The organism is Weissella bombi, assembly GCF_900094835.1.
Taxonomy (GTDB): domain Bacteria; phylum Bacillota; class Bacilli; order Lactobacillales; family Lactobacillaceae; genus Weissella; species Weissella bombi.
In genome coordinates, this window is sequence record NZ_FMAO01000015.1 from 1 (window position 1) to 20,912 (window position 20,912).

Sequence of the window (20,912 nt, forward strand, 5' to 3'; positions counted from 1 at the left end):
CGATCCCTGTAACGTCCATTGGTCGCATGGTCTAGTTGGTTATGACGTTCGCCTGTCACGCGAAAGATCACGGGTTCGAATCCCGTTGTGACCGTTTAATAATGGCGCGGTAGCTCAGTTGGTAGAGCATACGATTGAAGCTCGTAGTGTCGACGGTTCGATTCCGCCCCGCGCCATTTAACAATACATTGTATTGTTAAATAACCATCTTTTGATAGGGGTATAGTTTAATGGTAGAACAACGGTCTCCAAAACCGTCGGTGGGGGTTCGACTCCCTCTACCCCTGTTTTAATGATGATGGCGGTAGTGGTGAAGTGGTTAACACACCGGTTTGTGGTTCCGGCACGCGTGGGTTCGATCCCCATCTACCGCCCTTAAAGTTAGTGATAACTTTTATTATAATATAAATAATAATTAAATATGCCGTTGTGGCGGAATTGGCAGACGCGCTGGACTCAAAATCCAGTTCCCGCAAGGGAGTATGGGTTCGACCCCCATCGACGGCATTAACCATTTATTGGCAAATTGCTTATTTAATTATTATATTGCCGTTGTGGCGGAATTGGCAGACGCGCTGGACTCAAAATCCAGTTCTCGCAAGAGAGTATGGGTTCGACCCCCATCGACGGCATTGTTAAGGTTTTGTAAATCTGGGATAGCTAGGTTTATGAAACCTTTTTTATTAGTGTTTTTAATTCAGAAATTTGTGACGCTGAGCGGCCCCTTGTGTTGGTTGACCATAAACTATTAGTTCAACTCTTTTTGTTTTATTTGCTCAATAATCTTATGCTAAATGAACGATATAAAGGCCCCCTTTAATTCATTAATTAGATGAGCATTATTATTATTTTTTGGAACTTTAGATGAATTAATACATAATGGTTGAAATTTTTGAATTTTATTAAGATACTAAGGTAGAGAGGGCAGAAAACACAAGTTAGGAGAGGGTAACTAATGACAGACAAAACAACATCACAGGAACCAGAGGAGCAAAGTCTCGCTGAGATAAATGGTTCCGTGGCTGTTCCAAACTCAGGAAGTTTTTTGCGCAAGTTGATGGCATGGAGTGGACCCGGTGCTTTGGTTGCCGTAGGATATATGGATCCAGGTAATTGGATCACGTCTATCGTCGGTGGTGCACGGTACCATTACTTGCTATTATCAGTTGTTTTAATTTCAAGTTTAATTGCGATGTTATTGCAATATATGGCAGCTAAACTAGGGATTGTGGCACAAAAAGATTTGGCACAAATTACGAGAGATGGTACAAATAAGGCTGTTGGGTGGCTACTTTGGATTATGACCGAGTTGGCTATCATGGCAACAGATATGGCCGAAGTAATTGGTGCGGCGATTGCCATTCATCTATTGTTTGGCTTGCCATTGTTATGGGGTGTCTTAATTACAGCAGCTGATGTCTTGCTATTGCTATTGCTAATGAAGTTAGGTTTCCGTAAGATTGAAGCTATCGTTGCGACGTTAATTTTAGTTATTTTGGGAATTTTCTTGTACATGGCAATTTTAGCAAAGCCAGATATGGGTGAAGCAGTGGTTAACTTGGTACCACATACAGAAGTGTTACATCATAGTCAATTGATGTTGGCATTGGGAATTGTTGGTGCAACGGTTATGCCACATAATCTATACCTACATTCATCAATTTCACAAACAAGAAAGATTAAGCGCGATAAGAAGAGTATCAAAGAAGCTTTGAAGTTTACCGCTTGGGATTCAAATATTCAATTAACTGGTGCCTTTGTTGTTAATGCATTGTTGCTAATTGTTGGAGCGGCACTATTCTTCGGACATGGTTCTGATTTGGAAGCCTTTGGTGATTTGTTCAATGCCTTGAACAATCAAGCAATTGTTGGTGCGATCGCTAGTCCATTCTTAAGTATGCTATTTGCGATTGCGTTGTTGGCATCAGGACAAAATTCAACTATTACAGGTACGTTGACAGCACAAATCATTATGGAAGGTTTTACAACCTTAAAGATGCCAATGTGGTTGCAACGTTTGGTAACTCGTGGAATTGCTTTGGTACCAATTATTATCTTTACGATTATCTTTGGTGCAACAGAAGGAGCACTTGATGAACTTTTGGTATATTCTCAAGTATTCTTGTCAGTTGCTTTGCCATTCTCAATGTTCCCATTGATTTACTTTACTTCTTCAGAAAAGTATATGGGACAATTTAAAAATAATGCTTGGGCTAAATGGACTGGTTACATTGTTGCGACATTGTTGACTATTCTAAACATCAAATTGATTATTGATACATTAGCACCATTGTTTTAATTAAGTTTATAAAAAGAGCTCGGAATTTAACTTCCGAGCTCTTTTTCATATATATAATTAGTTAGAAAATGCATATCATTAGAGTATTAAAAATATTTAAGCTATAATTAATTGTAGAGGATTATTTTATTATTCATAAAAGGATATTAGGAGGAATTGACATGACAATCAAGAATGTAACTATTGCAGGTGGTGGTGTTTTAGGAAGCCAAATTGCGTTCCAAACGGCTTTTTCAGGCTTTAATGTCACATTATATGATATTAATGACGGTGCCATTGATCATGCAAAAGAGTTATTGGCTAGCTACGTACCAGAATATCAAGCATTTTATGATGATGGTGACAAGGCAACCACAGTTATTGATAGTATGTCATTTAATACAGATTTAGCACAAGCAGTAGCTGACGCTGACTTAGTTATTGAAGCAATCCCAGAGAGTGTAAAGATTAAGTCTGAATACTACACGGAATTATCAAAGGTTGCTCCTGAAAAGACAATTTTTGCAACAAATTCATCAACATTTTTGCCTTCACAATTCGTGGAATATGTTGACCGTCCTGAAAAGTTTTTGGCTATTCACTTTGCAAATCAAATTTGGAAGAATAATAATGCTGAAATCATGGGACATGCAGGAACGGCAGATGAGTATCTAGACGAATTGGTTGCTTTTGCTAAGGATATTCGCATGGTGCCATTCCGTTTGTACAAGGAACAACATGGTTACATTTTGAATTCATTGTTGGTACCACTATTGGACGCTGCACAAAAGCTATGGGTCAACGGTGTTGCTGATCCACATACCATTGATAAGTCATGGATGATTGCAACTGGTGCACCACAAGGCCCATTTGCTATTCTTGATGTTGTTGGGTTGAACACACCATATAATTTGTCATTGGCTAAAGCTGAAGATGATGAAGAGCAAGCACGTATTGTGAAAGCATTGAAGGAAATGATTGATGCTGGTAAGACTGGTGCGGCTGCAGGCGAAGGGTTCTATACTTACCCAAATCCTGAGTTTATGGAAGATGATTTTTTGAAATAAAATTAGTTAATTAATGTATTTTGAGAAAAATTTGGAACAATTTCTGTTGTCCCAAATTTTTTATGTATCTTGACAAGTAACTGCTATCTCGGTAGACTTGGGGCAAATAATGGATGGAGGGTTATGATGAATCAATCAATGCTAAACTTAACAGTATGTTTTTGTCGAACAATGCGCTTTTTGCGATGTTCGGCCTGTTAAGTGTAGTTTTTTTGAGAAAAAATAACCTAACACTGATAAAAATAAGGTTGATATTAGGCTAAGAGCGCGATTTCTGTATTTAAAGCAGGATATCGGGCTCTTTTTTTGTTCATAATATAAAATTTGGGGTAAATAATAATGGAATTTGATACAAAATTAATTCATGGTGGTATTAGCGAAGACGAGTTTACGGGGGCAACGTCGATTCCAATTTATATGGCATCAACGTTTCACCAGAATAAAATTGGCGAAAGTAAGTATGAGTATTCACGTTCAGGAAATCCAACGCGAGAAGCAGTTGAAAAATTAATTGCTGATTTAGAAGACGGAACGGCTGGTTTTGCTTTTTCATCTGGTTCAGCAGCTATTAATACCGTTTTCTCACTCTTTTCTGTTGGTGATCATATCATTGTTGGAAATGACGTGTACGGTGGGACATTTAGATTAATTGATGCGGTGTTAAAGCGTTTTGGCATGACATTTACAGTTGTGGATACACGTGATTTACAGGCAGTTGAACAAGCTATTACGCCCCAAACAAAAGCAGTTTATTTGGAAACACCAACGAATCCATTACTACGAGTTACGGATATTGCTGCCATTGCGTCATTAGCGAAAAAGCATGCTCTTTTAAGTATTATTGATAATACTTTTGCATCGCCATATATTCAAAAACCACTTAATATGGGCGTCGACATCGTTTTGCATAGTGCATCAAAGTATTTGGGTGGTCATAGTGATGTAATTGCTGGCTTAGTCGTTACGAAGGAACCTGATTTAGGAGAGCAAATTGGGTATTTACAGAATGCAATTGGTAGTATTTTAGCACCACAAGAGAGTTGGTTGTTGCAACGGGGGATGAAGACTTTAGGATTGCGTATGCGTGCGCATTTACACAATGCAGAAGCCATTTTCGATTATCTAAATCAACAACCATTGGTTAACAAAATTTATTATCCTGGTGACCCTGAAAATGCAGATTATGCGATTGCTAAAAAGCAAATGAATGGGTTCGGGGCGATGATTTCATTTGAATTGCAGCCTGGTTTGGATCCACGCTTGTTTGTCGAGAAATTACAAGTTATTACATTAGCAGAGAGTTTAGGTGCTCTTGAAAGCTTGGTTGAAGTACCAGCAATTATGACACATGGTGCCATTCCACGTGAGACACGCTTGAAAAATGGGATTACTGATGAATTAATTCGTTTATCAGTAGGTGTGGAAGACATAACAGATTTGTTGGCAGATTTAGCACAAGCTTTTCAAGGAATAGCAGAGTAACGGTCGGATAAAGTACCTCTATAATATATGATATGATGAAGACAAGAAGAACGTTTTTACAATCTTAATTGGGGTAATGCTGATGGCGAAATATAATAAAATTTTGGTAACTGGTGGTGCCGGTTTTATTGGTACAAATTTTGTTCGTTATGTGATTAAAAATAATCCGGACGTACAAATTGTTGTGCTCGATAAATTGACATATGCTGGGAATGCGGACAATTTAAAGGACTTACCAGAAGACCGTGTGCAACTGGTTGTGGGGGATATCAATGATGCTGATTTAGTTGATCAGTTAGTACAAAAGACTCAGGCAGTCGTTCATTTTGCAGCGGAAAGTCATAATGACAGAGCTTTACATGACCCGCGTGTTTTTATGCAAACTAATTTGATGGGGACGTTTACGCTAATCGAGGCGGCACGTAAATATCATGTGCGTTTTCATCACGTATCAACGGATGAAGTCTATGGTGATTTACCGCTAAGACCAACAACTCCCGATCTGGATAAATTTACGACGTCATCACAATATAAACCCTCATCGCCTTATTCGGCGACAAAAGCTGGTGCAGATTTGTTAGTACGGGCTTGGGTACGTTCATTTGGTTTACAAGCAACAATTTCTAATACATCTAATAATTATGGTCCATATCAACACATTGAAAAATTTATACCACGTCAGATTACAAATATTATGAGTGGTATCCGGCCTAAATTGTATGGTAATGGCCAGAATGTGCGCGATTGGATTCATGTTTTGGATCATGTTGCTGGTATATGGGCGATTTTAGAACGTGGTGAAATTGGTGAAACTTATCTATTAGGCGCTAATGAAGAGCTGGATAATCTGACGGTATTACAGATGATCTTGCAGAATATGGGCCTGGACAGCCAAGATTTTGATTTTGTTGCTGATCGTCCTGGTCATGATTTACGTTATGCCATTGATGCAACGAAAGCACAAAATGATTTGAATTGGCAACCGCAATATACGGATTTTGCAGCAGGTTTACAACAAACAATTCAGTGGTATCAGGCCCATCAAAGCTGGTGGCAAGCAGATAAAACGGCAGTTGAAGCAAATTATGCTAAAGATAAGCAGTAGATGTGACGGTATTTTTGATACCGAAAAAAGTGTAAAATGTATACTACACAGGGAGGGTGAATAATATGTCACAAATTAATTTAGGTGGTTCTGGTTTGATGGTACCCCAAATTGCATTAGGTGCAATGCGTATGGGTGATAAAACAGAGGCAGAAGCACAAGAAGTTGTTGAAACCGTATTATCAAAAGGGGTTAATTTTTTTGATACGGCTGATATTTATGGAAACGGTGCATCAACCAAGAGTTTAGCGAAGGCTTTAAAAGCTGCTGGTGCTAAGCGTGAAGATATTATTTTGCAGTCAAAGGGTGGTATTTTATCAGATGCTGGTCCGGTTGCAGATGATGGTATTTTGGGACCACGTTATGAATTCTCAAAGGAGCATATTATTGCTTCAGTTGATGCTGAATTGGCACGTTTAGAAACAGATTACTTGGACGTTTTCTTATTGCATCGTCCAGATGTTTTGATGCAACCTGAAGAAATTGCTGCTGCTTTCAATGAATTGTCTCAGCAAGGTAAGGTAAAGCAATTTGGTGTTTCTAACATGAATCCATGGCAAGTTGAATTAATTCAGTCAGTAGTTGATCAAAAGCTAGTTGCCAATCAGTTGCAATTTGGTGTGATGCATACGGGGATGGTTGATGCTGGCTTGCATGTTAACATGTCTGATAGTCGTTCAGTTGATCACGATGGTGGTATTTTACCTTATTCACAATTGAAGAATATGACTATCCAAGCATGGTCACCATTCCAATATGGTATGTTTGAAGGTCACTTTATCGATAATGATAAATTCCCTGAATTGAATGCTAAATTGCAAGAAATTGCTGATGCACATCATTCAACTAAGAATGGTATTGCAGTTGCATTTATTTTGACACATCCAGCAAATATGCAAGTGATTTTGGGATCAATGACCCCAAGTCGTTTGGTCGAAATGATTGATGGTCGTGATGTAACTTTGACTCATCAAGAATGGTATGATATTTATTTTGCAGCCGGTAATGATTTGCCATAAAAAGAAAAGTTAATAAATAAATTTACCAGAATAGGGTTTAACCACTATTCTGGTTTTTTGATGCTCTTTGTTAGTTTTTCAAAAAGAATCCCATAGTTTTCTATTAGGATAAAAATATGATATACGCATCTTTAATTTAGAAAATTCTTAAGTAATTAGGTTATAATTTCTGCTTACTGAAGGTTAAAACTTATCCGTATTATGAGGTAAACTAGTTAAGGGTACACACTTAAAAACAATAATTGGAAGATTACATAATAATGAAAAAAATAATAACGATTATAGTAGAAGTATTATTGGTAGTAACTATAATATTTGGCATTGGTTATACAGCCTATCAGTATAATTGGTTTGGTATACATGGCTATGTTGTAGAACAAGTACAATCAAAGAAAGTAACAACTATTAAAACACCGATTAAAAAGGTTAATACGCGATATGATATTCGCAACCGTCTAATGCGTCAAACACAACCGAACTTACAAAAACAAGGCTTTGTGAGCGTACCAAAAGTTGGTATTTTAGAACCAGTTTTTAATGATGCTTATTCAGAAAAAGGATTGAAAGCCGGCGCCAGTTATGCAAATCGTAATGAAGTTGATCCTCAGGGAAAACAAGTGCCAGTGATGGGACAGGGTAATTACGGTTTAGCGAGTCATAATTTTGATGATGGTCTAACTGGTTTTAGTGGTTTGCAGCAGCATTACAAAGATGATGCGCCTTATTTGATTGATGGTCAGCGTCATGAAAATAATTGGTTAAATGGTAAACCAATTTATTTGGCGAATGCTAAAGGCATCTATAAATATAAAATTGCCAAACAAGTTTTGGTGACAGCTGATGACGTAAGTGTGTTAAATCCAACTCAGACAGCACAAGTGACGATTATTACTTGTTTATTCCCTAGTACGCAGTATCGTATTATTACAACTGGTTATTTAATAAAAACATATACATGGGAGAAAGCACCTAGTCGTGTTGTTAATTATTTTGATTTAACAAAACAGCCTACTAATGCACATGTAGACTGGTTTAATCCAGGGACCGAAGAAGGTAGTAATGGGGATGCTGGAGGTACAAAGGCGAAGTAAGCTACTTTACGAGTTTATTGTATCTGCGTTATTATGGACATGTACTTACTAATAGAAAGGCGGGAAGTCATGAAAGTATTAGTTATTGGGGCACACGGTAAAATTGGTCAAATTTTGACTAAAAAATTACATGATAGTAATGATTTTGAAGAAGTTGCAGGTTTGCGCACAGCGGAGCAGAGAAATGCTTATGAAGAAGCGGGCGTACAAACGGTGGCAATTGATCTAGAAAAAGAACAAACAGACTTAGAGAAGGCTATGCAGGGCGTAGATGCCGTTGTATTTACTGCTGGTTCGGGTGGTAAAACAGGTCCAGAAAAAACAATGATGATTGATTTGGATGGGGCCGTTAAGAGTATGAAGGCCGCTAAAAATGCTGGCGTTAAGCGTTTTGTTATTGTTAGTGCAATCAATGCCAACAAGCGTGACTTTTGGTCATATGGCCGTCATGAATTAGGTGCAACTGGAAACTTCTATTATGCAGCTAAGCATTATGCCGATTTGTATTTGGAACACAGTGATTTGGATTACACGATTTTGCGTCCAACATTATTATTGGATGACGAAGGTACGGGTAAGGTAACCATTACAGATGATTTGGAAAAGGTGGATTCACCAAAGATGAAGATTCCACGTGCAGATGTTGCTGCAACTGTTATGGCTGTTTTGAATAATCAAGCTACTATACGCCGTTCATTTGATTTGGATGGTGGAGATACACCGATTAAGGAAGCTATTGATAATCAAACTACTATAGAAAAATAATAATTAATAAAATCCTGTTCTCACTGAGAACAGGATTTTATGTTTTATATTTTTGGTGTGTAATCGACGTCTAGCATTGCCAATCGATCTTTTCCCCATGAGAACATCATTTCAATGATAGGCATTAAGGATTGACCAATTGGGGTTAATGAGTAGAAGACAGCTTTACGATTATTTACCAAATCCTCCTGTCGGGAAACTAAACCATCTTCAACTAATTCATTAAGTTGTTGTGACAATACTTTATGAGTAGCGTGGTCCAATAACTTTTGAATTTCACCGAAGCGCATTGTACCGTCATGTGATAGATGGTAAATAATGACAATTTTGTACTTACCTGAAAACATAGATAATGTGTATTCTTTGGCACAACTAAAGTCCTTTTTTTGTATTTTTTCAATCGCATATTTTCTTACAATATCAGTCATAATAATCTCCTATTTGATATGAAAACTCATACGCACAAAAAAGTGCGTTATTGTGTTATGGTACTTTTAGGTATAAATTATATACCATAATCAAAGGAGGATGTTAATCATGGCAAAAGAAGTTGCAGTTGTTGTAACAGATTTAGTTGAAGATGTTGAATACACTGATCCTGTAGAAGCTATCAAGGCTGCAGGTCACAATGTAACAACTATCGGATTTGAAGAAGGTACTGTTGAAGGTAAGCACGGTACTAAGATTACTATCGATAAGTCAATCGCTGACGTAAAGCCAGAAGATTTTGATGCATTGTTCATCCCTGGTGGATTCTCACCTGACCAATTGCGTGCAGACCAACGTTTCGTTGATTTTACTAAAGCTTTCTTGGCAAAGAACAAGCTAACAGCAAGTATCTGCCACGGTCCACAATTAATGATCCAAACTGGTTTGGTACATGGTCGTACAATGACTTCATACCTAACTGTACAACCTGATTTGTACTATGCTGGTGCACGTATTGAAGATGAAGCTGTCGTTATTGATGGTAACTTAATCACAAGTCGTGAACCAAAGGATATTCCAGCATTTAACGAAGCAGTTGTTAAAGCTTTAGCATAAAATAAAAAAATATTCATATTATGGATATTTATTAAATGAAAACACGTGTTTGGCGTTAGCCAAGCACGTGTTTTTTGTATGCCATAAAAAGCCGATTTTTAAACGTTGAGATAATTATACGTCGCAAAAAATATTGTTATGTTTAAAAAAACAAAGTAGCATATGAATATAACAAACGACGTAGAGGATAATTTAATGAGAACTAGTAAGCGGCCTATTAAATCGGGGACGAGCGGCAAAAAATTAGTTGATGATTTAAAGCCTTTTGGAAAATTAATTCAGACAATGTATTGTAACGATAGCTTGTTATCTAAAGCTCAGTTAGCTAAATTCAGTCAAACTAGTTTGGTAATGTTAAGTGCGATACAAAAACAAATAGATGCTAAGCTAATACAGCAGCCGTTGGATATGACCACAATTACGTATTGCAATGATCGTCGATTGATGAAGTTAATGGTTGTATTACCTAGTGGTGAACGATATTCAGTACAGCAGTTCATTCAAAGATTAAATCAATTATTGTCTGGTGAAATAACGGAAGCGGAATTTTATAATCAACATCCTAAAGAACAACAACAGGTATTACAAAGTAAGACTGATGATAAGCTAAAGCGAGCTAATCAAACGTTAAAACAACGTTTGAAACAGTTAACGGATAATAAAATACAATTAGATCAAAAGTACCAACAATTGGAAAATGAGTTATTACAGACTCAAAAAGATTTACATGATCAAGCGTTGATTAATCAAGAATTGGTTAAAAAGTTACAAGAATTACGTGAAATTAATGACACATATCAATTTAAAATTGATAAACAGCAAGTAGAAATGAGGGAAATTCGTGAACAAGTACGTCAAAAGCAGACCAAGATGAATCAAGCGCAAAGAGTGAAGGAAAAGTTTGAACCGAAGCATGTTTGCTTAAAATCGGATAATCGTCATTTGCTTGAAAAGATAGCTACTTTACAAGAAAAACTATCAAAATTACAACAACGACAGCCGCAGAAACAGTCGTCGAAAGTAATGGAAATATCTAAAATTAGCCGTTCTGAGAGATTACGATGCTTAACAAGTGAATTAAATGAAACTTGTGTTAGTGAGTACCATCCGTTATTACGTTTAGTCGATAAATATAATCAATTAGTGTCTGAAGATGTTGTTTTATGGCATCAAATACAAGGACATTTAGTACGCTTAGGGGAAGATTGGTTATTTATTGACCAACAAGCAAATCAGTACGGTTTAACTACTGAAGCAATGAATGGGATTCCCATAGAAGATTTAACAACAGCATATTATTATTCGGCACGGCAACGTCGGGATACCGGGGCAATTATATTAATTCGTCAATTGAATTTGCCAGTTGTTGATGAGGCTGATAAAGAAAAACAAACAGATGAATTACTGACACCCGTGGCAAAATTTGATTGCCAAGTATTGATTATTTCTTGGTGGGGTGAAACGGTAAAAAATGCTGCACATAAATTAAAGCGCTTAGGAATTGAAGTTACTTGGCTTGATCCATCGGATGTTAATAATGACAAAATTGTTAATGAAATGCATAAACCGCAGTATGATTTTCAACTTATTGTATTACGTGGGGCGCATCATGAAATAGTAACAGCAGCACATCGTTTACGTCGCATGGGACGACGAGTAAAAGTTGCTAATAACCCAGGTGTTAGTGCAATGGTGACATTTGTGCAGGAAGCTTTGAAAGGCATTAATGATAAGCCATCTCTTATTTAACATGAAAATTTAACTTGCACAATTTAAAAAAAATAAGTAATATAGACAAAGTATTAAAAAATAAAATAACTCGACATCCTATCAAGAGTCAGGGAGGGACTGGACCCCATGATCTGACACCAACTACCGTTAAAGGTGATGTGGTAATTTCTAGTAGATAGGCGCATATCGATTCAAACCCCGACATGCCGCCTATGTGTGGTAGTCGGGGTTTATTTATTTTAGTTTTTGCAATAGTAAAAAAGGAGATATCGATATATTATGTCAGAAAAGCGTTTATTTACGTCAGAATCAGTTTCAGAAGGACACCCCGATAAAGTTTCTGATCAAATTTCAGATGCAATCTTGGATGCTGTCTTGAAGCAAGATCCAGAGGCTCGTACAGCCGTTGAAACTTCAGTAACAACTGGTTACGTTAATGTTTTTGGTGAAATGTCAACGCGTGCATACGTTAACATTAATGATATTGTACGTAATACATTGAAGCGTATCGGTTATGATGATCCCGAAGCTGGATTCTTGGCAGATGATGTTCACGTGGGAATTACTTTGGATGAGCAATCACCTGATATTGCACAAGGTGTTGATTCAGCTATTGAGCAACGTGAAGATGGTGGTATTGATCCACTTGACCAAATTGGTGCTGGTGACCAAGGTCTAATGTTTGGTTTTGCTACAAATGAGACTGATGAATACTTGCCATTATCAGTTGTGTTGTCACACAAGTTAGTTAAGAAGCAAGCTGATATTCGTCGTGCAGGCGTTTTGGACTACTTGTTGCCAGATGCTAAGGCACAAGTTACAGTTGAACTTGATGAAAATGGTAAGCCTATCCGTATTGATACGGTTGTGCTATCAACACAACACCGTGCTGCTGTTACTTTGGAACAACTACGTAAAGATGTACGCGAATACATTATCGATCCAATCTTGCCAGCTGACATGGTTGACGATGAAACACGTTACTTCATTAACCCAACTGGTCGCTTCGTAATCGGTGGACCTAAGGGTGATGCTGGTATGACTGGACGTAAGATTATCGTTGATACTTACGGTGGTTATGCTCGTCACGGTGGTGGTGCTTTCTCAGGAAAGGATGCTACCAAGGTTGACCGTTCAGCTGCTTATGCAACTCGTCACATTGCCAAGAACATCGTTGCCGCAGGTTTGGCTGATAAGGTTGAAATTCAAGTTGCATACGCAATTGGTGTTGCTGCCCCAGTTTCAGTTAACGTTGAGACGTTTGGTACATCAAAGGTTGCTGATAATGACTTGGTTGCTGCAATTCGTGATTTGTTTGAATTGCGTCCAGCAGGTATTATCGATGATTTGGACTTGCGTAAGCCTCGTTATGAAGCAACTGCTGCATACGGTCACTTTGGTCGTCCAGAATTGGACTTGCCATGGGAGCGTTTGGACAAGGTTGATGAGTTGAAGGCCTACTTTAACAAGTAAAATATAAATATAAGAACTGTGAGATTGCTCATAGTTCTTTTTTTATGGACGTAGTAACTTGTTTAAAACCAGTGCATTTAATTAGAAAATATATAATTATGGTAAATCTGATAATCTTTATATTTATAATGTATGAGGTAAAACGGCTGACTGAGTGTGGATGATTATTACATAAGATACTGACGTTATCCTTTGAAATTATATGTTGTGATATATGGTATAATCAAGGCGATATAAAGCATTTTAATACGAATTGTATTGATAGATATTTGAGTGGTGTATTAAATTTACATAATGTGGGCAGTTATCTAAAGGAGTAGTGTTATGGGATCAACGGATTTGGAAAAGTTAAGCAAACTTAAGAAAATGCTTGATGAGGGAGTAATTACTGCAGACGAATTTAGTGAGATGAAGCAAGTAATTATCCGAGATTCAAAAGCATCACAGCAAGAGACACGAACAAAATCACAAAAGAAACACGGTTGGGTATTACCGGTAGTAGTTGCTGCTGTGGTGATTTTAATAGGTGGTGGTGGCGGCTATTTGGGTGCTACTCACATGTTGCAGAAAAATGATGATCAGGAAGTGATGAAATCTAGTCATACATCATCACAAAAGAAAACTGAAGCAGTAAAAAAAGAAGTAGCAGACAGTAGTCAGGCGGTTTCATCAAGTCAGACACAATCATCATCTTCTTCGGAAGCAGCAACGGTATCTGGATGGAATGCTACTAAACAGGCTGAACTATCAAGTTTTATGGCGCAATGGCAGGCGAAAATGCACCAGCAATATCAAGGAACTTATGATTCTCAAACGGTTGACCATTTAGGTATTAAATTTCCTGAGCAAATACAGAATGGTGAACTACAAGGAAAAATTGAAATCAATGGTTCAATAACGGACGTGGTTTGGGATGCTGACGGCAAGACACCAGGTGACTATCAAGCCGTTGCTGTAGCATCAGGTACCATTCCCGGTCAAATGTATCCAACAACTTACTTATTCATGCTAAATCATGGACAACCAATTGTTTATATGACCAAAACAACAAATGGTAATATTTTGAGTTTTACTCCTACGGCGAATACAGAATTGCAGGCAGGATTTGAAAACGTCGTTAATGATTAATACAAAATGGCAGCTTATAAATAGTGTGGAGTAATTCAAAAAATATAAATAAAACGCCATCAACATCCTGAAATATCGGATGTTGATGGCGTTTTTTTATCTACAAATCTTGATCAATTCGTGCTCTTGTGAGAGCAATTTTTTCTTGTGCATCATCGTAATGACGACTGATATAAGTGTAGAACAAAATATCAACGACATATAATTGTGATAGTAATCCAGTGGTCGAAGCAAATCGTACCTTATCAAACTCCTGCGTAGCAGTTTGTAATACCACTTGGCTCTTAGTTGCTAATGGAGTATCTGGATTGCTGGTCATAACAATTGTTTTTAAGTGCAAATCAAGACTGATCTTTTGGAATTTTAGTGTTTCATACGTATTACCAGATTCAGAAATAATAATACTAATATCATTATCTGTTGCAATAGCTTGTACGCTAGTAATCATTTGATGAAAATCAGCGTGATACGTCACTTCGATACCAATGCGCGTGAATTTTTGTTGCAAATCTTGTGCTACTAAGGAAGAGGCCGCAATACCATAAACAAAAATATGTTGGGCTTGTTCTATTAGTTGTGTAGCAGTAAGAAAATTATCAGCATTATTTTGTTGTGCAACAACGTCAGGAATTAACTTAAAACGTGTACTTGTTTTTGCAAGAATGTCATCAAAAGGTTCGTCGGCAGCTATTTCACTTAACGCAGGTTGTTCATTATCAGACATTGCTAAAGCAATATCTAAGCGTAGAGCCGGGAACCCGGCGTAACCTAATTTCTTAGCAAATCGAACTACGGCAGCACTACTAGTTTGGGTTTTATCACCAATTTTTGCAGTGGTTGCCTCAAGAAAACTTTTTGGATTTTTAAGTAATAAATCAGCAATTTTACGTTCACTTGCTGTAAAGTGCTTTTCAGCTGATAGACGGGCAAATAATGAATTCATGTTTACTCCATTTTGATAGCAATTATATTATGACTTAACCGTTATAATTGTATCACCAATCTGAACGTCTTGTGCATCAATACCGGTAACAGATCCAAAGTCAGCACTATTTGTGACTAATACTGGAATTACAGTAGCAAGTCCTGCTTCTTTAATAACGTTAAGATCCATTTTTGAAATTGGATCGCCAGCTTTTACAGTTTGACCAGCTTCAATCAAAGTTTCGAAACCTTTGCCTTCCAGACTAACCGTGTCCAAGCCCATGTGAATCAAAATTTCTTCATTGTTCTCACCAATAATGCCGATAGCATGCTTAGTTGGGAAGACTGCTTGGATTGTTCCGTTAACTGGTGAAACGATATTACCGTCACTTGGTTCGATAGCAACACCATGTCCCATCATACCTGCAGAAAAGACATCATCTGGTACATCAGAAAGAGCAATCAAATGACCGTTAACAGGGGCAGTTAGTTCATCCGTGAATGACTTGTTTTCAGAATCTTCGGTAATTTCAGTAATTTCGGCGACTGCAGGTGTTTCGTCAGTAGCTGCTGGAGCAGTAACTTGATCAGTAGCAGTTTTCTTCATATCTTTTGGAATTCCAAAGAAGTAAGTACAGATGAAACCACCAACATAACCGGCAGCCAAACCGATTAGGTAATAAACAACTTTGTGGTTAGCAATTAATGGGATTAGTGCCCAACCTGAAGGTCCAACTGCAATGGCACCAACATGGCCAAGCATACCGATAACGGCACCACCGATACCACCACCAATACATGCAGTGATAAATGGACGACCTAGTGGCAAAGTTACGGCATAAATCAAAGGTTCACCAACACCAAGCAAACCAACTGGAAGGGCTCCCTTAATGTTTTGTACTAACTCAGCTTGTTGCTTACTGTGACGGAAGTACAACCAAAGTGCGAATGCGGCACCAACTTGTCCGGCACCAGACATGGCAAGGATTGGCAATAGTGGTGTGCTACCCATTTGGTTAATCATTTCCAAATGAATTGGAATTAAAATTTGGTGCAAACCAAGCATAACCATTGGTAGGAATAGTGCACCTAATATGAATCCGGCAACTGGACCACCAACATTTAAGACGACATTAATAAATTGTAGTAAGCCATCTGAAACGACACCGGCAACTGGCATGATGATATAAATTGTAGCTAAACCAATGGCCAATAAGCTCAAGGTTGGCGTAACAATAATATCAACAGCATCGGGTACCCATTTGTGTAATCTCTTTTCGACTAATGATAAGATCCAAACGGCAAAGATAACACCGATAATACCACCTTGACCAGCAGCAAGATCTTGACCATTAAACAAATTTTGAATTGGTGTATCAGGTGTCACGCCTGATAGCAAGGTAACGGCACCGACAGTGCCACCTAAGGCTGGTGTAGCACCAAATTCAGAAGCGGCGTTAATACCAGTGTAGATAGCCAAGTAAGCAAACAAACCATTTTTGATAACGTTTAAGATAGTTACAAATTGGGTAATGTTATCACCCGTCAATGTACCAGCCGTTATCAAGTTTTGGAAAATAGAAGCAATTCCGGCGATAATTCCAGCACCAACTAGGGCAGGAATCATCGGTACGAAGATGTTAGCTAATGACTTCAAAATTGATTTGAATTTATTAGGCTTATTATATTTTTGCTTTGCCGCAGCTTTATTTTGGCTTGTTTGATCTTTCAAATTGCCGATATCAGATTGCTTATTTTCCGTTTGTGGGAAAGTTTCACCTAATTTGACACCAACTGAATCTACCATACTTTGTGCAACTTTATTAACCTTACCTGGTCCAACAACCACTTGTAAGGTTTCGTCTTCAACAACACCTAGAACACCAGGAATAGCTTTTAGTTGTTCAATATCAGCTTTATCTTCGTCCTTTAGTGTTAAACGAACACGTGTCATACAATGTATGACTTTATCAACATTTTCTTCACCACCAACGTTTTTGAAAATGTCTTGCCCCATTTGATCATAGTTCTCATTTGCCATGATATTTATACTCCTTTATTAGAAAGTTTTATTAATAAAACCATTTGCTTGTTGTAATTTAGCTTGGGCTTCTTCGTAGTTAACCCCTGTTAAAATCATAACAATTGCTGTTTTGACGTTTTGGTTAGCAGCAGCTAGTGTCTTTTCTGCAACTTCATATGAGCAATCAGTTGCAGTCATAATAATGCCCTTTGAACGTTCTACCAATTTTTCATTGGTTGGTTGTACATCGACCATAAGATTTTTGTAAATCTTACCAATACCAATCATTGAGATTGTTGAAATCATATTCAAAACCATTTTTTGTGCAGTACCAGACTTCAAACGTGTTGAACCCGTCAAAAATTCAGGTCCAACAGTAATTTCAATTGCGGTTTGTGCATGGTCACTAATAGGTGCATTTTGATTCAAAGCTAGGCTAACCGTTGCAGCGTTAACACTTTGAGCATAGTCTAAAGCACCAATAACGTAAGGTGTGCGACCACTTGCAGCAATTCCGATTACGGTATCTTTATCACTTAACTGCAAGTTTTGTAAATCAGTTGGGCCTAAAGTAAGACTGTCTTCAGCACCTTCGACAGCGTGAATCATTGCCTTTTCTCCACCAGCAATTAAACCAACGACTGTTTCAGGACTTACCCCAAAGGTAGGGACACATTCGGCGGCATCTAAAACACCTAAACGACCACTTGTACCAGCGCCCATATAAATGATACGGCCTCCAGCCTTTAAGGAAGCAGTTGTTTTAGCAATCGCTTCTTCAATAGAAGGAAGAGCTTCTGCAACAGCAGTAGCAACCTTTTGGTCTTCGTCATTCATTAATACGGCAGCTTCATGAATACTAAGACTATCTAAATTCATAGTACGTTCATTACGTTGCTCAGTTGTTAGTTGATCTAAGTTCATTATATAGGTCTCCTTTTTTGTAAACGGTTTCATTCAGTAATGATATTATACATTATTGTGAATGATAATTTCAACTGTTCTATATTATATAGCATTCATTGAAATTATGTTTCATTGAGTGCCGGTAAGTTTACTTGAAAAATTGAAAAAAAGAATAATTCATGAATGATAAAAGAATATTTTAAGAATTTGGGGCAGAAAAAATGCCGTTAATTGTTTAAGTTTTTCTAAAGTTTGGTTAAGTTTGGAAAAATAAAATGTAGTCCCATAAATAGGAGACTTACTATTATATAGGAAAAAGTGATTTATTTTGTAACATAAAAGATTTTATAAGTATGATAATTAATTGATTTTTGAAAAATAAACAGTATTTTACCTGTTTCTTTAATAAAAAGACACAAAAAAGACAAAAAGTTTATGTAAAAAACGCACTTGACATCAGACCCCAATTTAAAATATACTTTTAAGTGGTAAAAGAAAAGAAAGCGTTTTCAAGCGCGTTGAGTAGGAGAATGTGGAATGTCAGATAATAAAATTACTGCCGGCTTGGCAGCATTGAAGGTCATGGAAGGCTGGGGAGTACCTACAGTTTACGGTGTTCCTTCTGGAACTTTAAGTGGTTTCATGGATGCTATGGGTAATCCTGAAAACCATGTTAAGTTTTTGCAAGTTAAGCACGAAGAAGTTGGTGCTATGGCAGCAGTTATGCAATGGAAGTTTGGTGGTAAGTTAGGTGTTGCTGTTGGTTCTGGTGGACCTGGTGCAACTCACTTGATTAATGGTTTGTACGATGCAGCAATGGATAACGTTCCTGTATTGGCAATTTTGGGATCAAAGCCTGTTCGTGAATTGAACATGGACTCATTCCAAGAATTGAACCAAAACCCAATGTACGATAACATCGCTGTTTACAACCGTCGTGTTGCTACTGCAGAGCAATTGCCACACTTGGTTGACGATGCTATCCGTACTGCTATCGCAAAGCGCGGAGTTGCCGTACTTGAAGTACCTGCAGACTTTGGTTTTGCAGAGCTTGATGCAGATTCAATTTACTCAACACCATTGTACTCATCAGGTTTGAAGTTTAAGGAATACAAGTCAGCTCCTGTTGAAGCAGAAGATATTGACGCTGCTGTTGAATTGTTGAACGCCGCAAAGCGTCCAGTAATTTACGCTGGTGTTGGTACTATGGGTCACGGACCAGCTGTTCAAGAATTGGCACGTAAGATCAAGGCACCAGTTATTACAACTGGTAAGAACTTTGAGACTTTCGACTGGGACTTTGAAGCATTGACTGGTTCAACTTTCCGTGTTGGTTGGAAGCCAGCTAACGAAGCTGTTCTTGAAGCTGATACAGTATTATTCGTCGGAACTAACTTCCCATTCTCAGAGGTTGAGGGAACATTCCGTAACGTTGAAAAGTTTATCCAAATCGATAACAACCCTGCAATGCTAGGTAAGCGTCACCAAACTGACGTTGCTATCTTGGGTGATGCTGGTGAAGCTATTGATGCTATCCTAGGTAAGGTTTCAGAAGTTAAGGAATCAGCTTGGTGGGATGCTAACATCAAGAACGTTCAAAACTGGCGTGATTACATGAACAAGTTGGAGCAAAAGACTGAGGGTGACCTACAAGCTTACCAAGTTTACAATGCTATTAACAAGTATGCTGCAGAAGATGCAATCTTCTCAACTGATGTTGGTAACGTTACTCAAATGTCAATCCGTCACTTGCACATGACACCAAAGAACATGTGGCGTACTTCACCATTGTTTGCAACAATGGGAATCGGTTTGCCAGGTGGTATCGGTGCCAAGAACATCTTCCCAGATCGTCAAGTATGGAACTTGATGGGTGATGGTGCCTTCTCAATGACTTACCCAGACGTTGTGACAAATGTACGTTATGACATGCCTGTTATCAACGTTGTCTTCACAAACACTGAGTACGGTTTCATTAAGAATAAGTACGAAGATACTAACACATACAACTTCGGTGTTGACTTTGGCGATGTTGACTACGCTAAGATCGGTGAAGCTCAAGGAGCTGTTGGTCTAACTGTTAGCCGCATTGAAGACATTGATAGCGTTATGAAGGAAGCTGTTGATTACTACAACCAAGGTCGTGTTGTTGTTATCGATGCTAAGATTACTAAGGATCGTCCAATTCCTGTTGAAACTTTGAAGCTTGATACTAACTTGTACAGCGAAGATGTTGTTAACGACTACAAGGAAAAGTACGAAGCACAAGAATTGGTACCATTCCGTGAGTTCCTTGAAGCTGAAGGTTTGACTTCAAAGTACATCAAGGAAGAAAACGGTAACAAGTTTAGCTTCTAATTAAAGTAAGTGAATCTAAAAGGGCAAAAGTAAGGTTTTGTTCTTTTGGAACACATTTAAGAAGAGTGAGATAAAAGACGCATTGAAGCCGATTGTAACGATGATGAGGCAGAATTTGGTTCGTAGCGGAGCGAAGAGCCGGATTTGTCTCATTGTTGTTACAGCAAGGCTTCAGTCTTTTGGAACACATTTAAGGCCGTCAATCTACCACATTAAATGGTTAGATTGACGGCCTTTTTAATTTAAATAGTAACTGGGTATCGCTTGAATTTTATGATAATTGGAATAATAGCAGTATTATAAATATTCCGTTTTAATTCACAATTAATTCGAAATTTTATTGTAAAAGCGCTAATTAATTATATACTAATTATATGGGAAAACGGCGTATGCTATGGATGTTATTGTGTTATTAAAGAGCGGAAACATTCATTAGATTGCCTGGTTTGACGATAGTAATGCCCTTTTAATTTTTTCTGGGCATTGCTAGTGAAATGTTTTTAAATATAAATAAAATA

Annotated in this window: 16 protein-coding genes, 6 tRNA genes and 1 riboswitch; of the genes, 18 read left to right on the top strand and 4 right to left on the bottom strand. The window is 37.8% G+C overall.

The genetic code is table 11. The features are described 5' to 3' along the window. Positions 1-20 precede the first annotated feature (20 nt). The 13 genes from GA0061074_RS08005 (at position 21) to GA0061074_RS08065 (ending at position 8,807) form a co-directional block, all read left to right on the top strand. Positions 21-94: transfer RNA gene (locus GA0061074_RS08005), tRNA-Asp, on the top strand. Between the two features lie 9 nt (positions 95-103). Further along, positions 104-176, top strand: a tRNA-Phe gene (locus GA0061074_RS08010). 40 nt (positions 177-216) lie between these two features. Further along, a tRNA-Trp gene (locus GA0061074_RS08015) sits at positions 217-287 on the top strand. A gap of 14 nt (positions 288-301) precedes the next feature. Beyond that, positions 302-374: transfer RNA gene (locus GA0061074_RS08020), tRNA-His, on the top strand. 49 nt (positions 375-423) lie between these two features. Then, positions 424-507: transfer RNA gene (locus tag GA0061074_RS08025), tRNA-Leu, on the top strand. A gap of 41 nt (positions 508-548) precedes the next feature. Next, positions 549-632, top strand: a tRNA-Leu gene (locus tag GA0061074_RS08030). Between the two features lie 323 nt (positions 633-955). Continuing rightward, complete coding sequence (locus GA0061074_RS08035; RefSeq protein WP_092463591.1) at positions 956-2,299, top strand: Nramp family divalent metal transporter; 1,344 nt, start codon at positions 956-958, stop codon at positions 2,297-2,299. A 161-nt stretch (positions 2,300-2,460) separates the two neighbouring features. Further along, on the top strand, positions 2,461-3,345 hold the full coding sequence (locus GA0061074_RS08040) for a 3-hydroxyacyl-CoA dehydrogenase (RefSeq protein WP_092463593.1): 885 nt from the start codon (positions 2,461-2,463) through the stop codon (positions 3,343-3,345). A gap of 339 nt (positions 3,346-3,684) precedes the next feature. Continuing rightward, positions 3,685-4,827, top strand: a complete 1,143-nt coding sequence (locus tag GA0061074_RS08045; RefSeq protein WP_092463596.1) for a trans-sulfuration enzyme family protein — start codon at positions 3,685-3,687, stop codon at positions 4,825-4,827. A gap of 82 nt (positions 4,828-4,909) precedes the next feature. Further along, positions 4,910-5,932, top strand: a complete 1,023-nt coding sequence (gene rfbB, locus GA0061074_RS08050; protein WP_092463597.1) for a dTDP-glucose 4,6-dehydratase — start codon at positions 4,910-4,912, stop codon at positions 5,930-5,932. Positions 5,933-5,997: 65 nt separating this feature from the next. Then, positions 5,998-6,951 carry an aldo/keto reductase gene (locus GA0061074_RS08055; RefSeq protein WP_092463600.1) on the top strand — a complete coding sequence of 318 codons (954 nt, stop codon included), beginning with the start codon at positions 5,998-6,000 and terminating at the stop codon, positions 6,949-6,951. 260 nt (positions 6,952-7,211) lie between these two features. Beyond that, complete coding sequence (locus tag GA0061074_RS08060) at positions 7,212-8,042, top strand: class A sortase (RefSeq protein ID WP_092463603.1); 831 nt, start codon at positions 7,212-7,214, stop codon at positions 8,040-8,042. Between the two features lie 69 nt (positions 8,043-8,111). Next, entirely contained in the window at positions 8,112-8,807 is a 696-nt protein-coding gene (locus GA0061074_RS08065; RefSeq protein WP_092463607.1) for an SDR family oxidoreductase, read from the top strand. A gap of 44 nt (positions 8,808-8,851) precedes the next feature. On the opposite strand, the gene GA0061074_RS08070 is transcribed toward GA0061074_RS08065, so the two are convergent. Continuing rightward, on the bottom strand, positions 8,852-9,235 hold the full coding sequence (locus GA0061074_RS08070; RefSeq protein ID WP_092463610.1) for a winged helix-turn-helix transcriptional regulator: 384 nt from the start codon (positions 9,233-9,235) through the stop codon (positions 8,852-8,854). 109 nt (positions 9,236-9,344) lie between these two features. On the opposite strand from GA0061074_RS08070, the gene GA0061074_RS08075 reads away from it, so the two are divergent. The 4 genes from GA0061074_RS08075 to GA0061074_RS08090 all read left to right on the top strand — a co-directional run bounded on the left by GA0061074_RS08075 (position 9,345) and on the right by GA0061074_RS08090 (position 14,183). Further along, positions 9,345-9,851, top strand: a complete 507-nt coding sequence (locus GA0061074_RS08075) for a type 1 glutamine amidotransferase domain-containing protein (RefSeq protein WP_092463614.1) — start codon at positions 9,345-9,347, stop codon at positions 9,849-9,851. A gap of 195 nt (positions 9,852-10,046) precedes the next feature. Further along, the gene (locus GA0061074_RS08080) at positions 10,047-11,600 is read left to right on the top strand and encodes a coiled-coil domain-containing protein (protein ID WP_092463618.1); all 1,554 of its coding nucleotides are present in this window, start codon (positions 10,047-10,049) and stop codon (positions 11,598-11,600) included. 75 nt (positions 11,601-11,675) lie between these two features. Next, positions 11,676-11,764: riboswitch (SAM riboswitch) on the top strand. A 97-nt stretch (positions 11,765-11,861) separates the two neighbouring features. Further along, the gene (metK, locus tag GA0061074_RS08085) at positions 11,862-13,055 is read left to right on the top strand and encodes a methionine adenosyltransferase (RefSeq protein WP_092463622.1); all 1,194 of its coding nucleotides are present in this window, start codon (positions 11,862-11,864) and stop codon (positions 13,053-13,055) included. A 324-nt stretch (positions 13,056-13,379) separates the two neighbouring features. Continuing rightward, positions 13,380-14,183, top strand: a complete 804-nt coding sequence (locus GA0061074_RS08090; protein ID WP_092463657.1) for a DUF4767 domain-containing protein — start codon at positions 13,380-13,382, stop codon at positions 14,181-14,183. A gap of 100 nt (positions 14,184-14,283) precedes the next feature. Here GA0061074_RS08090 and GA0061074_RS08095 read toward each other — a convergent pair whose 3' ends face one another. From GA0061074_RS08095 to murQ, 3 genes are read right to left on the bottom strand one after another with little or no spacing between them, the layout of a single operon-like run. Continuing rightward, positions 14,284-15,126, bottom strand: a complete 843-nt coding sequence (locus tag GA0061074_RS08095) for a MurR/RpiR family transcriptional regulator (protein WP_092463625.1) — start codon at positions 15,124-15,126, stop codon at positions 14,284-14,286. Between the two features lie 27 nt (positions 15,127-15,153). Continuing rightward, the gene (locus tag GA0061074_RS08100; protein WP_092463630.1) at positions 15,154-17,148 is read right to left on the bottom strand and encodes a glucose PTS transporter subunit IIA; all 1,995 of its coding nucleotides are present in this window, start codon (positions 17,146-17,148) and stop codon (positions 15,154-15,156) included. Positions 17,149-17,166: 18 nt separating this feature from the next. Continuing rightward, complete coding sequence (gene murQ, locus GA0061074_RS08105) at positions 17,167-18,087, bottom strand: N-acetylmuramic acid 6-phosphate etherase (RefSeq protein WP_275668784.1); 921 nt, start codon at positions 18,085-18,087, stop codon at positions 17,167-17,169. Positions 18,088-18,573: 486 nt separating this feature from the next. On the opposite strand from murQ, the gene spxB reads away from it, so the two are divergent. Then, positions 18,574-20,394 carry a pyruvate oxidase gene (spxB, locus tag GA0061074_RS08110; protein ID WP_092463636.1) on the top strand — a complete coding sequence of 607 codons (1,821 nt, stop codon included), beginning with the start codon at positions 18,574-18,576 and terminating at the stop codon, positions 20,392-20,394. Positions 20,395-20,912 lie beyond the last annotated feature (518 nt).

What these genes read in the sequence shown, in the direction of transcription:
- rfbB (WP_092463597.1), top strand. Translation starts at nt 4,910, where the DNA reads ATGGCGAAATATAATAAAATTTTGGTAACTGGTGGTGCCGGTTTTATT.
- GA0061074_RS08095 (WP_092463625.1), bottom strand. Translation starts at nt 15,126, where the DNA reads ATGAATTCATTATTTGCCCGTCTATCAGCTGAAAAGCACTTTACAGCA.
- GA0061074_RS08055 (WP_092463600.1), top strand. Translation starts at nt 5,998, where the DNA reads ATGTCACAAATTAATTTAGGTGGTTCTGGTTTGATGGTACCCCAAATT.
- murQ (WP_275668784.1), bottom strand. Translation starts at nt 18,087, where the DNA reads ATGAAACCGTTTACAAAAAAGGAGACCTATATAATGAACTTAGATCAA.
- GA0061074_RS08065 (WP_092463607.1), top strand. Translation starts at nt 8,112, where the DNA reads ATGAAAGTATTAGTTATTGGGGCACACGGTAAAATTGGTCAAATTTTG.
- GA0061074_RS08100 (WP_092463630.1), bottom strand. Translation starts at nt 17,148, where the DNA reads ATGGCAAATGAGAACTATGATCAAATGGGGCAAGACATTTTCAAAAAC.
- GA0061074_RS08080 (WP_092463618.1), top strand. Translation starts at nt 10,047, where the DNA reads ATGAGAACTAGTAAGCGGCCTATTAAATCGGGGACGAGCGGCAAAAAA.
- GA0061074_RS08060 (WP_092463603.1), top strand. Translation starts at nt 7,212, where the DNA reads ATGAAAAAAATAATAACGATTATAGTAGAAGTATTATTGGTAGTAACT.
- GA0061074_RS08045 (WP_092463596.1), top strand. Translation starts at nt 3,685, where the DNA reads ATGGAATTTGATACAAAATTAATTCATGGTGGTATTAGCGAAGACGAG.
- spxB (WP_092463636.1), top strand. Translation starts at nt 18,574, where the DNA reads ATGTCAGATAATAAAATTACTGCCGGCTTGGCAGCATTGAAGGTCATG.
- GA0061074_RS08040 (WP_092463593.1), top strand. Translation starts at nt 2,461, where the DNA reads ATGACAATCAAGAATGTAACTATTGCAGGTGGTGGTGTTTTAGGAAGC.
- GA0061074_RS08090 (WP_092463657.1), top strand. Translation starts at nt 13,380, where the DNA reads ATGGGATCAACGGATTTGGAAAAGTTAAGCAAACTTAAGAAAATGCTT.
- GA0061074_RS08070 (WP_092463610.1), bottom strand. Translation starts at nt 9,235, where the DNA reads ATGACTGATATTGTAAGAAAATATGCGATTGAAAAAATACAAAAAAAG.
- metK (WP_092463622.1), top strand. Translation starts at nt 11,862, where the DNA reads ATGTCAGAAAAGCGTTTATTTACGTCAGAATCAGTTTCAGAAGGACAC.
- GA0061074_RS08075 (WP_092463614.1), top strand. Translation starts at nt 9,345, where the DNA reads ATGGCAAAAGAAGTTGCAGTTGTTGTAACAGATTTAGTTGAAGATGTT.
- GA0061074_RS08035 (WP_092463591.1), top strand. Translation starts at nt 956, where the DNA reads ATGACAGACAAAACAACATCACAGGAACCAGAGGAGCAAAGTCTCGCT.